Origin of the sequence: Pirellulimonas nuda (assembly GCF_007750855.1) — a bacterium.
Classification (GTDB): Bacteria; Planctomycetota; Planctomycetia; order Pirellulales; family Lacipirellulaceae; genus Pirellulimonas; species Pirellulimonas nuda.
On record NZ_CP036291.1, the window covers coordinates 837003 to 849444 of the forward strand.

At 68.4% G+C, this 12442-nt stretch carries 13 protein-coding genes; 4 read left to right on the top strand and 9 right to left on the bottom strand.

The features are described from left to right. Positions 1-113 precede the first annotated feature (113 nt). The gene (locus tag Pla175_RS03525) at positions 114-968 is read left to right on the top strand and encodes a DUF6263 family protein (RefSeq protein WP_145281317.1); all 855 of its coding nucleotides are present in this window, start codon (positions 114-116) and stop codon (positions 966-968) included. Between the two features lie 150 nt (positions 969-1118). Beyond that, positions 1119-1712: a Uma2 family endonuclease gene (locus Pla175_RS03530; RefSeq protein ID WP_145281318.1), complete on the top strand. Its 594-nt coding sequence runs from the start codon at positions 1119-1121 to the stop codon at positions 1710-1712. Here the strand turns inward: Pla175_RS03530 and Pla175_RS03535 are convergent. From Pla175_RS03535 to Pla175_RS03550, 4 genes are all read right to left on the bottom strand, one after another. Continuing rightward, entirely contained in the window at positions 1680-2411 is a 732-nt protein-coding gene (locus Pla175_RS03535; RefSeq protein WP_145281319.1) for a YqjF family protein, read from the bottom strand. The genes Pla175_RS03530 and Pla175_RS03535 overlap by 33 nt on opposite strands. Before the next feature lie 80 nt (positions 2412-2491). Continuing rightward, entirely contained in the window at positions 2492-2986 is a 495-nt protein-coding gene (locus tag Pla175_RS03540) for a DUF6717 family protein (RefSeq protein WP_197527240.1), read from the bottom strand. Between the two features lie 177 nt (positions 2987-3163). Beyond that, positions 3164-4060 (bottom strand): UbiA family prenyltransferase, encoded by an 897-nt coding sequence (locus Pla175_RS03545; protein WP_145281320.1) that lies wholly within the window; start codon positions 4058-4060, stop codon positions 3164-3166. Between the two features lie 74 nt (positions 4061-4134). Next, positions 4135-4983 carry a DUF2314 domain-containing protein gene (locus tag Pla175_RS03550; RefSeq protein ID WP_197527241.1) on the bottom strand — a complete coding sequence of 283 codons (849 nt, stop codon included), beginning with the start codon at positions 4981-4983 and terminating at the stop codon, positions 4135-4137. 261 nt (positions 4984-5244) lie between these two features. Here Pla175_RS03550 and Pla175_RS03555 point away from each other — a divergent pair, with 261 nt between their 5' ends. Further along, the gene (locus tag Pla175_RS03555; protein ID WP_197527242.1) at positions 5245-5763 is read left to right on the top strand and encodes a DUF2569 domain-containing protein; all 519 of its coding nucleotides are present in this window, start codon (positions 5245-5247) and stop codon (positions 5761-5763) included. 64 nt (positions 5764-5827) lie between these two features. Here the strand turns inward: Pla175_RS03555 and Pla175_RS03560 are convergent, their stop codons facing one another. Continuing rightward, positions 5828-6778 carry a calcium/sodium antiporter gene (locus Pla175_RS03560; RefSeq protein WP_145281321.1) on the bottom strand — a complete coding sequence of 317 codons (951 nt, stop codon included), beginning with the start codon at positions 6776-6778 and terminating at the stop codon, positions 5828-5830. A gap of 273 nt (positions 6779-7051) precedes the next feature. On the opposite strand from Pla175_RS03560, the gene Pla175_RS03565 reads away from it, so the two are divergent. After that, positions 7052-7294, top strand: a complete 243-nt coding sequence (locus Pla175_RS03565) for a helix-turn-helix domain-containing protein (RefSeq protein ID WP_145281322.1) — start codon at positions 7052-7054, stop codon at positions 7292-7294. 10 nt (positions 7295-7304) lie between these two features. On the opposite strand, the gene Pla175_RS03570 is transcribed toward Pla175_RS03565, so the two are convergent. The 4 genes from Pla175_RS03570 to Pla175_RS03585 form a co-directional block, all read right to left on the bottom strand. Further along, on the bottom strand, positions 7305-8813 hold the full coding sequence (locus tag Pla175_RS03570) for a cytochrome P450 (RefSeq protein ID WP_145281323.1): 1509 nt from the start codon (positions 8811-8813) through the stop codon (positions 7305-7307). 71 nt (positions 8814-8884) lie between these two features. Next, positions 8885-10162, bottom strand: coding sequence for a glutamyl-tRNA reductase (hemA, locus tag Pla175_RS03575; protein ID WP_145281324.1), 1278 nt, complete (start codon positions 10160-10162; stop codon positions 8885-8887). Further along, positions 10159-11046, bottom strand: a complete 888-nt coding sequence (locus Pla175_RS03580; protein WP_145281325.1) for a cytochrome C assembly family protein — start codon at positions 11044-11046, stop codon at positions 10159-10161. Before Pla175_RS03580 ends, hemA begins: the two co-directional genes overlap by 4 nt. 132 nt (positions 11047-11178) lie before the next feature. Then, positions 11179-12183 carry a sigma-54 interaction domain-containing protein gene (locus Pla175_RS03585; protein WP_391527861.1) on the bottom strand — a complete coding sequence of 335 codons (1005 nt, stop codon included), beginning with the start codon at positions 12181-12183 and terminating at the stop codon, positions 11179-11181. Between the last annotated feature and the right edge of the window lie 259 nt (positions 12184-12442).

Sequence of the window (12442 nt, forward strand, 5' to 3'; positions counted from 1 at the left end):
AGAGATCTTCTTCGAAGGCTTCTCTCCGTTCGTCTCAGTGCCCTTGGTGACTCTGTGGTTAACTTCTAGTCGCTAGCGCACTCCATCCCGCTACTCAGCAAGGAAGCTCAGTCATGCACCGTTCACTTTATCTCACACTTCTGGTCGTGCTGGCGTGCTCGACGGCCCTCGCCGATGACGCCAAGCAGTACACGCTGCGTTACAAGCTCGCGATGGGGGACGTGCTGCGGTGGGACGTCGATCACCGCGCCAGCATCCGCAGCACCATGGAGGGCAAGACGCAGGAGGCCCAGACCCGCAGCGACTCTGTGAAGGCGTGGAAGGTGGTCGACGTGCTCCCGGGCGGCGACATCGAGTTCCTCAACCTGGTCGAAGAAATCCAGATGACCAACCGCCTCCCCGAGCGGGCAGAGATGGCCTACGACAGCACCAGTGGGGAGACTCCGCCGCCTGGATTTGAGGACGCGGCCAAGGCGGTCGGCGTGCCGCTCAGCCAGGTGCGCATGACCCCTTGGGGCAAGGTGGTGAACCGCACGGAGAAGCACCACCAGCCCGCGGCCGACAACACCGCGCCCATCACCGTCCTGCTGCCGGAGAAGCCTGTGGCGATCGGCGACACTTGGGACGAGCCGCTGGACATCGCGGTCAAGACCGCCGAGGGGGGGACGAAGCAGATCGAGACGCGCCGCCACTACCAGCTCAAGAGCGTGACGGGGCAGATCGCTACGATCGAGGCGGCGCACCAAGTGCTCACGCCGATCGACGCCCACATCGAGGCCCAGCTCGCCCAGCGGCTGCTGGTCGGCGTGATCCGCCTCGATATGCAGAAGGGGCGGATCGTAGAGCAGGACTTCGACGTCGACAAGCGCGTGCTGGGGTTCGCCGGCCCCACCAGCAGCATGCACTACGTGATGAAGCTCCGCGAGAAGCTGCTCGACGGCCGCGAAGACGTGGCCCGCAAACCGTAGCCCGACGCGAAGTTTAACCACCAAGGGCACGAAGCTGCACGAATGACGGGCGAAGGAGGTGCGGAATGAGCGCAGCGTCGTGCTCCCTTCGTGCCTCTTTGTCTCCATGGTGGTTATTCATTCTTCGGCACGGGTGGGTACAATACCGGTATGGAAACTTCCGCCACGCTCCTGCCGTCCGACGCTATCCCGGCGCCCGTGCTGCCTATGTGGCGCTGCACGACGGAGAAGTACCTGCGGATGATCGACACGGGGGTGTTCGACGACCAACGCGTCGAACTGATCGAAGGATACCTTTCTGCCATGGCCCCAGCCGGACCCGACCATAGCGGCGCGACCTACGATTTTATCGAGGCCTTCCTTCCGGTCGCGAAGCGGTTCAAGGTATGCGTACAGGGCACCGTTGTCATCGGCGAAGGCAACGTCTTCGACCCCGACTTTGCGCTTCTCCGACGCAAGCCGGGCGGGTATCGCGAATCGCACGCCCGAGCTGAGGACATCCTGCTGATCGTTGAGGTCTCCCATTCCAGCCTCGCGCGCGACCGCGACGCAAAGCTCCCCATCTACGCGGCCGCGGGGATCCAGGAGTACTGGATCGCGGAGCTCCAGCAGAAGGCGCTGCACGTCTACCGCGAGCCCGCGGGCGCCCTCTACAAGCAGCTCCAAACGCTCACCGGCGACCAGACCATCCGGCCGCTGGCTTGCGAAGACCTAGAGGTCCGCGCCGGCGACCTGTTCGGCTGAGCCCGACTGGCGCGCAAGCCGCCGCGGAGCCGACACCCGCACGGCCGAGCCGGCCGCGTACAGCACGCTGTCTGGGCGGCGGTCGGTGAGCGACGCGAACGCCGGGCCGAACGACCGACCGAAGTCGACGTCGAGTTCGTACTCCGCCGGATCGCAGCACTCCCACGGCGGGTGCTGCACGTGGTACTCGATGGTGCGGCCGCGCCCCCGGGAGTAGCCCCAATAGTGCTCAGTGATGAACTCGCCCAGCGACCCCGCCGCCGGGCGCGTCGGCCCCGGCCGGGCGGCGGCGCAGAACCGGTTACGGAGCCCCTCGCCCCACGCGTACGCCGGGCGGCCCTCGTCTCGGCCGTGATCCATCCGCATCCGCACGTAGTTCTCTGCGAACAGCGCGTTGGCGACCAGCGGGATCGCCCGGCTCGGCACGATCTCTCGGATGAACGTCACCGCGCGCTTCGATCGGTCGGCGTCTGGGCTCACGTAGAACCGCAGGTTCACCTCTTCGAACGAGCGGTGCAGCAGCGCCGGGACGCCAAGCACCCGCGTGTCGCGGAACAAGAAGGCGACCAGGCTGACGTACACCCGCCCCTCAAACGCGTCGAGCGAGGTCCCCGCCGGCACGTGCGGCAGCAACGCTTCGGGCGCGACGGCGTAGCTGGCGAACAGCAGGTGCTCCCAACGCGCGGAAAGAAAGTTCATCGGGAGACTCGTGGGTAGGCCGTAGGACGGACGATCCGCGCCACCGGTGCAGCAGGGGAGGCGGGGTCTGCTGTACTCGACTACGGCTGCTTGATCGGCTCGGCCTTCACGTACAGGTGCTCCGGCGCCTGGGCGTAATACTTGAACATGGCCGGGCAGATCCAGCCCTCCATCGGCGGGTCGTCGATGGAGTAGTAGTTCCCCTCCGAATCGCCCCGCAGCCAGGTCAGTTCTTTCTGATGCCCGGGGAACGGCCGGGCGCTAAACAGCAGGCGGAACCCCTGCTCTGCATCCGGGATGTCCTTCACCAACACGTCGATCATCTCCGGCACCCCGGCCACAAACGGCTCGCGCACCAGCCCCGCCGACGCGTCGTCGAACACCCAGGTCCCCTGATATCGGTACGGCGCGATCACCATGATGGCGTTCGCCCGGGCGCTGGGCCGCGACCCGGGGAGCAGCCCGTAGCGCCACGCAACACCGCCGGCGACGAGGACCAGCGCGGCGGCGACGAGCGCGAGGCGTAGCGCGCGCGGCTCGGGGCGGGGTGGGGTTGGAGGGGCGTCGTCGGGCATGGTTGTCGCCGTGGTCTGGGATCCCGGATTGCAGGGCCAGTAGGATGGGGCGTCCGCGCCAACTGCGCCCATCATGCTGCTTGCCTACCGCCGATAGATGGGCTCCCGCCGCGTGGGCGACCCATCCTACAATCTTACGCTACGCCGCTCGTGCGGGCGACGCGTCACGCCGGCGCCTCAACCGCTGACGAACAACGCCTCGCGCCACACCCAGTGCATGCTCGCCACCGCGACCACGTTCCAGGCGATCAGCACCCACTTCAGCGCGCGGTCGGAGAGCACCCGCTCGCCGCGGAACAAGAAGTCGGCGAAGAACCCGGCCGCGGCCGCGGCGAGGAAGCCCGCCACCAGGCGGCTGTCGAACCACGCGGTCATGATCGCGGCCTCGGCCGCCAGCAGCGCGGCGACTACCAGCTTCGTCCGGCGTACGCCGATCGCCACCGCGGTGGTGCGTCGGCCGGCGAGGCGGTCGGGCTCGATGTCGGTGATCTCGTTCAGCAGGTGCGCGTGCATGGCGAACAGGGCGCCGAACACGAGCGCGGGCCAGCCGAGTTGCGGCGCGTCGTTCAGCCAACTGCTGAGCACGAACACCAGCAGGTAGCCCGCCTGGTTCAGCACGTCGAGCACCGGCAGCCCCTTCAGGCCCAGCGTGTTGTACGCCGCGTTCACCGCCAGGCACACCGCGACCCACAGCAAGAACTTGGGTCCGACGGCCAGCAGCATCAGCGCCCAAAACGGCGCCTGCACCGCCGCGATCCGCAGCGGCAGCTTCCGCAGCTCGCGCCGCGGCAGCCGGGCGCCGAACAGCAGGTTCCCCTTGCGGGGGTTGAGGCGGTCGGTCTGGTGGTCGGCCAGGTCGTTCCAGCCGTACAGCAGGTACGCCAGCGGGAACATCACGTACACGGCGCCGAGCCAGAAGGTCCACTCATCCAGCACCCGCCGCCCCCCCAACGGCAGCAGGTAGAACCACAACTGCGTCGCCCACAGGCCAGGCCGCGCGACCAGCAGCGTGTTCCAGAGCTCGCGACGGAGGGAGAGCCGCGGCGGATCGTGGGAGGGCAGGGGGTCAGTCATGTAGGGCAGGCCCCGCCTGCCGCGTGGCTGGGGTTAGCATAATCTCCGCTCCGCGGCAGCCGGGCCCCGCCCTGCTACTGCGCCAAGCGCTCCGCCACCCGCTTCCACCCCAGGCTCTTCGCCAACTGCAGCGGCGTCAGGCCGTTGGCGGCCTGGGCGTTGTGGTCGGCGCCGTGTTTCAGGCAGACGTCGACCCCGTCCCACGAGCCGGCCAGCGCCAACTGGTGCAGCAAGGGAAACCCCTCGTCGTCCGGTTCGCCGAGCATCTCCGGGGATTCGCCCAGCGCTTGATCGAGCGACTCGCGCATGTTGACCGACATCGGGTGCTCGGCCGCGGCGACCGCGGCGTAGTCCTGCGGCGCCTGTTTTGACGGGCCGAACCGCGACAGAAACCCCTTCGCCTTGGCGGGCGCCTGAGCGATGTACTCCGGCGGCACCAGCAGCACGACGCCGGGGTCGCCGAAGTCGAAGCCCCACGCGCGGTCGTGCTGCTTGCGCTCGCCGCTGTCCATCCGCGAACGCATCAGGTCGACGGTGAACCCCCCGTACACGCTGCCCGAGGCCACGTACATCCAATCACAAATCTGCCGCCCCGCGATCGTGACCCGGTCCCCTTCGCTGACGGACGTGAGCGATTGCGGAGAATTGATCAGCGTCCCCTGCAGGGTGCGGCCGTCGAACCGCACGTCCAACAGCCACATGTGCTCGGCCGAGAGCCCATCGGGGTTGCGGGCCCGGACCTCGGGGGGGTCGGTAAAGGTCGCCTTCACCGCGGCCAGCTCCAGCCCGGGGACAATCCGCCGGCCCTCCCACGCTAACTCGCGCCAGAAGTAGCGGAACGTCTCCCGCGCCTTCGCGGCGGCCAACTGCATCTCGGGGTCGTCGGCGGGGAGTGAAAAGACGGGCGAGTCTTGGCTGCTCATGATGCCTGCGGGGTCACGAGGTGTTGGGGGGGATCGTCTGTGCTGGATGGCCGGCGCCGCGGTCATGGGGCCAATCCTAATCGATCGGCGCGGCGACGACGAATAACTCCCTACGGCGATCACCGGTCCTTGCCAGCGGACTTACCTACCGAACGTCACTGCCCGTCAGCTTGAAATATTGCTTTGTTTGCCCCGGCCGGCGCATTCTTTTGACTACACTGGTCCGTTGCCCACTTAATCCCCGGTGCCGAGCAGCACCGCGTGAACGAAACGAACCCCTACCAGTCGCCCGAATCTGTCGAAGAAGTGACCAGCCCACTAAGGGACGAGGAGGTACCTTCCGGGATCGGCGGGTGGTTGATCCTGCCCACCATTGGTGTCGTGCTTTCTCCGATCAGCCTGTTGGTCGACACGGCGCACATGTTCCGACTGTTCACGGACGGCACTTGGGAGGCCTGTACTACGCCGGGGTCGGAGGACTACCTGCCGTTTTGGGGATCGTTGCTGATCTTCGAGATGGTCGACAACCTTGTGTTCGCAGCGGCCTTCACCTTCTTGGCGGTCTTGCTATTCCGCAAGTCGCGCTACTTTCCAATGGCGTACATCGGGATCGCGCTGGCCAGCCTGGGGCTGATCCTACTCGACGCCTGGCTAGTATCGCTGGTCGTCCCCAACCAACGCATGTTCGATCACCAGGAGCTCGGCGGAGCGCTGGTCGGCGCAGCGATCTGGGTTCCTTACATGCTGATCTCGAATCGCGTGAAGAACACATTCGTGTGACGCTGTAGCTCGGCGGACTATTGTCCGTCGCTCGGGAGAAACGCATAGCCCGTTGGGGGCCCTCCTACCGCACCACCAACCACGCGACATACCCCCCATACCCCGCCAGCAGCAACGCCCCCTCCCACCGCGCGATCTGCCGGCCAGTGGCGGCCAGGGGCAGCAGGGCGGCGCTCAGGGCGACCGTCACCAGCAGGTCCCCCAGGCCGTAGGCGGGGATGTCCATCGGCTTGGCGAGCGCGCTAATCCCGAGGATGAAGCCCGTGTTGAAGATATTGCTGCCGACGATGTTGCCGATCGCTAGGTCGGACTGGTTGCGTCGGGCCGCGGCCAGCGAGGCGGCCAGCTCCGGCAGGCTGGTGCCGACGGCCACTAGCGTGAGCGAGACGATCACCTCGGGGACGCCGAGCTGGCCGGCCAGATCGACCGCGCCGCTGACGGTCGCCTGGCCGCCGCCGATGAGCGCGGCCAGACCGCCGATCAGGTAGGCCAGCGTCCAGCCCCAGCCGAGCGGGGTAATCTCGTCGGTCGATTGGTTCCCCGCGGCGATCGATTCTGAAATGAGGTAGAAGAGGAACACGCTGAAGAACAGCAGCAGCACCACGCCGTCCGCGGGGCCCCACTGGTCGGGCCCGGCGGCGCCGAACCACTGGTCGGCGGCCAGCACCAACGCGGCGATCGCGATCAGCGTCATCATCGGGATCTCGCGGACCACCACGCTCCGGCTAACCGACTGCGGCTTGTACAGCGAGATCGCGCCCAGCAGCAGCGCCACGTTGGCGATGTTCGATCCGATCACGTTGCCGAAGCCGACGGAGGTGGCGTCGCTGGCGGCCGCGATCAGGTTCACTACCAGCTCGGGGGCGCTGGTGCCGAACGCCACCACGGTCAGCCCGATCACCAGCGGCGGCACCCCCAGCCGGTCGGCCAGGGCCACGGCGCCGCGGACGATCCACTCACCCCCGGCGACCAGCAACGCGAGGCCGAGGACAAGAAGCAGCAGGGGGGCGAGCATCGGGGGGCTTGGTGTTCGAGGGGGCAGGTGTGGCAGTGGTAGCGGGGTGCGCGCAGATTATCAGCGGGCGAACTCGCCACCAAGCGCCGGAGGCCCCGGCGGCGGCGCGATCCTGAGACTTGGGCCCTCGTTCCCGGATCGAACCACACGCTAGCTTTGTCGGCTCCTGACCCCGCGGCGGCTAGAAATCGTTGTCGACGCCGGCGGGCCGGTCGCCGAAGATTGGGGGGACAGGTCTGCTCGATCCGCGCCTAAACCCGGTCCTAGACGCCGATGAAGAACCCAACCGGCGAGCCCCCGGGCAGGCCGCGGGCGCTGACGCCGCAGCAGCACGCAGAACTGGCCCGCTGCGTGGCGCTGGGCATGACGCTGGCGGAGGCGGCCGCGCAGGTGGGCTGCTCGGAGCGGACCGTGCAAAGGGCGCGGCGACGCGACGCGTGGCTGGAGCGGTTGCTCCTGGCCGCGCGTCATGTGCGGCGCGAGCGGCGGACGAGGCTGACGCGGCGCGACGGCTGAGGGGCCCTCGCTAGAAGCTGTGCGCCAGTCCCATGGGGGCGCCGGCCAGCTCTGGCTTGCGGACCTTTACCTGCACGGGGCAGCCCTGCTTGGGGCGGATCGCCAGGTCGCGGGCCGCCTCCAGCGAGAGCGAGCCGGGGTCGGCCTGGAAGTCGCACCGCGACAGCAGCGTGGCGAGCACCATCGTCATCTGGGCCATCGCCATCCGCTCGCCGATGCAGGCGTGCGGGCCGTGGCCGAAGGGGAAGTAGGCGCCCGCGGGGATCTCGTCGATCCGCTCGGGGCTGAAGCGCTCCGGGTCGAAGCGTTCGGGGTCTGGGAAGAACCGCGGGTCGCGCTGGGTGACGTAGGGAGACATCACCACCCAGCCGCCTCGCTTGACCTGGAACTCGCCCAGCGCGGTGTCTTGGGTCACCTCGCGGGTGAACAGCACCCAGGCGGCGGGGATCAGCCGCAGCGATTCCTGCAGCACCTGCTTGGTGTAGGCAAGCCGCGGCAGGTCGGCCGGTTCGGGGGAGCGTTGGCCGACGACGTCGCGGACCTCTTGCTTGAGCCGGTCGTAGACCTCGGGGCGCGAGAGGGCCAGCACCCAGAACCACGCCAGCGCGCCGGAGACCGAATGGTTGCCGGCGATCATCATTGTCACCGCCTGGTCGCGGACCATCTTGTCGAGCACGTGCGCGGGGGCGCCCGCGGCCTGGGCCTCTGCCGTGACGCTCAGCAGCAGCGAGAGCAGGTCTTCGCGTGCGTTGGGGTCGGCGCGGCGGCGGGCGATGGCGCGCCCGACGAAGCGGTCGATCGTGGCGAGCGCCTCGGCGCGGCGGCGGGTGCGGCGGGGGATCATCCAGGCGGGGAGGCGGACCGGTTCCTCGATCTCTTTCATAAAGATCTCGGCGCCGGCGCGGACCGCCTGGGCCAGCTCGTCTGCCTCGGGGCCGGGGTCGATCCCCAGGGTCGAGGCGATCGAGACGCTCATCGAGAGCTCCGTCACGGCGTCGGCCAGGTCGACGCGGGTCGACTCGCCCCAGCCGGCGATCATCTGCTCGGTGGTCTCGACGGCCTGCTGGGCGTAGCCCTCCATGGAGTCTGCGCGCAGAGCGCGTTGGATCAGCCGGCGGTCGTCGAACCAACGCTTGCCGCCGCTGGTCAAGAGGCCGTCCCCCAGCACGGGGCGGATGACGCGCATCTGCCACTCGCTCTTGACGAACTTTTCTTTCTGGCGGACCAGCACCTCGTGGATCAACTCTGGGCTGTTCACCAGGTAGACGCGCTGGGTGAGCAGCAGGAAGGTGCTGAGGTCGCCGTATTTGTGCGCAATGCGGCTGAGGTAGCGGACGGGGTCGCGACGCATCGCGGCGAGATGACGCCACGTGAGACCGACGGCCGCGGAGTAGTTCCGCGGTCCCGGGGGGGTCTTGAGCCCCGGAGCAGATTGAAGAGCTTTCACGGTGCAGATCGAGGTGAACGTGGGGCTGCCATCCCTAGCCGATGGCGCTCCGTCGCCTCCGGGCGCTACCATACTGAAAGCTTGCGCGATTCGCAAGAAAAATCCGAGACAATTCCCGTTTGCCGGAGTTGCGGCCGCGGCGCCTAGTCGCGTAGCTGGAACAGCCGGCTCAGCGCCGCCAACAGCCCGTGGGGAGAGCCCCCCTGCGATTCGTCGCGCAGCGACTCCATCGGCGGGTGGAGCATCTTGTTGACCAGCCGGTCGGCGAAGCGCTGCACCTCTTCCCGTTGACGCTGGTCCAGCTCGGGGAGCTTGTTGAACAGCCGCTGGAGCTCTGTCTGCTTGGGCGCCTCGAGCCCCGCACGAAGCCGGGCGATGACCGGCGCGCTGACGCGGTGGCGCGCCTCGGCGAAGAACCGCTGCTGTTCTTCGGCCACGATCCGCTCGGCGGCGGGGAGCTCGCGTTCCCGCTGCTGGCGGTTGCGGGCGCAGGCCTGCTGGAGGTCGTCGATGGAGTAGAGGTAGGCGCCCAACTGGTCGCCGATGGCGGGGTCGAAGTCGCGCGGGATGGCCAGGTCCAAGACGAACAGCGGCCGCTGCTTGCGGCCCGGCGCCACGCGGTTGCGGAAGGCGTCTAGCGACACGATCGGCCGGCTGGCGCCGGTGGTGCTGACCACGATGTCGGCGCGGACCAGCTCGTCGAACAACGCGTCCCACGGGCGGGCCTCGCCGCCCCACGCGGCGGCCAGCTCGCCGGCGTGCTGGGGGTTGCGGTTGACGATCGCCGGCCGGCGGGCGCCGGCGTCGGTGAGGTAGCGGAGCGTCTCGTCGGCCATCTCGCCGGCGCCGATCACCAACACGCGTTTGTCGTCGAAGCGCTCGAAGATCTGCTTGCCGAAGTCGGAGATCGCGACGCTGGCGATGCTGATGCGGTAGCGGTGCACCTGGGTCTCCGACGCCACGCGCTTGGCCGTGCGAAGCGCGGCCTGGAAGCAGTCGTGCGAGAGGGGGCCCGCGGAGCCGAGCTCGGTCGCCAGCTCGTACGCCTGACGCACCTGGGAGGTGATCTGCGGCTCGCCCAGCACCATGCTGTCGAGGCTCGACGCGACGCGGAACAGGTGGCTCACGGCCTGCTCGTCCTTGAGCGTCACCAACTGCCGGCCGACCTCTTCGACCGAGGCGTGCCGGGCGTCGGCCAGCCGGCGGGTGAGCAGGCGCGTGCAGGGGGGCAGCTCGCTGTGGGGCGAGGCGGCGTACAGCTCGACCCGGTTGCAGGTGCTCAGCAGCACCGCCTCGATGCCGGGGTGGTGCGTGCGCCAATCGGCCAGGAGCGCGGAGGCCTCGTCACGGCTGAACGCCAGGCGCTCGCGCACCGAGGCGTCGGCGCCGTGGTGCGAGCAGCCGACCATGCGGAGCTTCATGGCGTCGCCCCCTCGGCGGCCTGGCCGTCGGCCTGGGGCTCGGCCGCCGGCGGGCGCGCGTCGTCGCGGCTCCCGCCGTGCGCGGATTCGATCAGCGTTACCGAGGCGATCGCGATCAGCAAGAATCCGAACGAGGCGAGCGTCAGGTAGGCGACCTTGCGGCCGCGCCGCGCCGCGGGGTAGACGATGCGGAACGCCTCGGCCGCCAGCAGCCAGACCAGCATCGCCGCCAGGCTGAGGGTGACGGGGCTCCGCCAGTCGACGGCGCCCTGCTTGAGCCGCTGCAGCACCAGGCCCGAGCCGAACCCGCCGGCCACCAGCATCGCCGAGGCGCCCAGGGCGTGGGCGTTGATCCGCTGGAGGGTCTCGAGGCTGGGGAGGCGGAACTCACGCGTCGGCAGCAGCTTGTGCTTGAGCCGCCAGCTCTGCACCAGGTACATCAGCCCCGCAAGAAAGCCCAGGCAGACCGTCACGGTCGCCAGCAGCAGCAGCCAGCCGTGCACCTGGGCCCACAGGTCGTAGGCGCGGTTGGGGGCGAACGGCCGGTCGCTGGCGCCCAGCGAGAAGCCGATCAGCCCCAGCACCACCGGCAGCAAGAACAGCCCGGTGGCCGCACGCGGCGCCATCAGCGTCGCCGCCAGCGAGACGGCCGCCAGCACGAGCGCGGCGATCAGGCACCACTCCGCGGGGCTCGACAGCGGCGACGCCTGGGCGCCGGCGCGCAGCCCGAGGTAGGCGACGTGGGCAAAGATGCCGGCCGCGGTAAACGCCAGCATCAGGCCGCGCCGCCACGGGGTCTGCTTCAGCAGGCTCGCGGCCTCGAGCACGAGCGCAACGCCGTAGCTGGCGGCGAAGCACGTGACGGTGATGTTGGCGAGGTTCATGCGGCAACGGTCGAGGCAAACAATAGAACGCGGATGAACGCGGATGACGAGGATTCACGAAAGATAAAGGTGTCGCGACCGGCGACAATCCGTTTTATCGTTGAGGATCCGTGTCCCAGTCGTCGGCCCGCACTATCCCTTGCCATTGGCCCCCGCGTCCGTCTCTAGCCCGTAGTCTTTCAGCTTCTTGTGCAGCGTGTTGCGGTTGATCCCCAGCCGCTGGGCGGCCTGGATCTGGACGCCGCCGCAGCGCTCCAGCACCTGGGCGATGACTTCCTTCTCTACGCGGTCGACGATCCGGCTGTGCAGGTCGTTGTCGTTCTCCTCGGCCCGCGACAGGCCGGTCTGCACCAGTTGCTCCGCGAGCGACTCGAAGTCGAACCGCCGGAACGCCCCGCCGTGCGGCTCCGCCTCGCCGCGCACCACGCCGGGCAGCAGCTCGTAGGTCAGCTCGTCGCCGTGGGCCATCACCACGGCCCGTTCGACGTAGTTCTGCAGCTCGCGGACGTTCCCCGGCCAGTGGTACTCCTGCAGGGCCTCCATCGCCCGTGGCTCGATGTGCACCACGTAGCGGTCGTTCTCTTCATTGTAGACGCCCAGGAAATGAGCGACGAGCTGCGGGATGTCCTCCCGCCGGTCGCGCAGCGGCGGCAGGTAGATGGGCGCCACGTTCAGACGGTAGTAGAGGTCTTCGCGGAATCGGCCCTCGCCCGCTTCTTCTAGCAGGTCGCGGTTGCTGGCGGCCACCACGCGTGTGTCGACCCGGATGGTCTGCGTGTCTCCCACCCGCTCGAACTCACGCTCCTGCAGCACCCGCAGCAGCTTGACCTGAAGGTGCGGCGACGTGCTGTTGATCTCGTCTAAGAAGATGGTGCCGGTGTGGGCCGCCTCGAACCGCCCGATGCGGTTGTCGATGGCGCCGGTGAACGCGCCGCGGACGTGGCCGAACAGCTCGCTCTCCAGCAGGCTCTCGCTGAGGGCGCCGCAGTTGACCCGCACAAAGGGGCGTTTGCGGCGGTCGCTGAGCTCGTGGATGGCGCGGGCGATCAGCTCCTTGCCGGCGCCCGTCTCGCCCAGCAACAACACCGACGCCCGGCTACGCGCCACCTGCCGCGTGATGCGGTACACGCCGCACATGGCCGGCCCCGACCCGATAATGCCGGGCAGCGGCGCGTCGGGTGATTGTGGGTTGAGCTGAGTCATGAACGCCACGGGTCTCACGAACGGAGTTGGCCACAAAAAGGCACAAAAAAGCACAAGAAAGGTATGTCACAGAACATGGGTTCTACGGGCCTTAAGACAGATAGGGTGTAAAGAAGCGGAGCGCATCGCACCGGCGGGGGAAGTGTGAGCGTTGCGGTTGGTGCGGAATTGCGGTGCGATTCCGCTGCGCTCC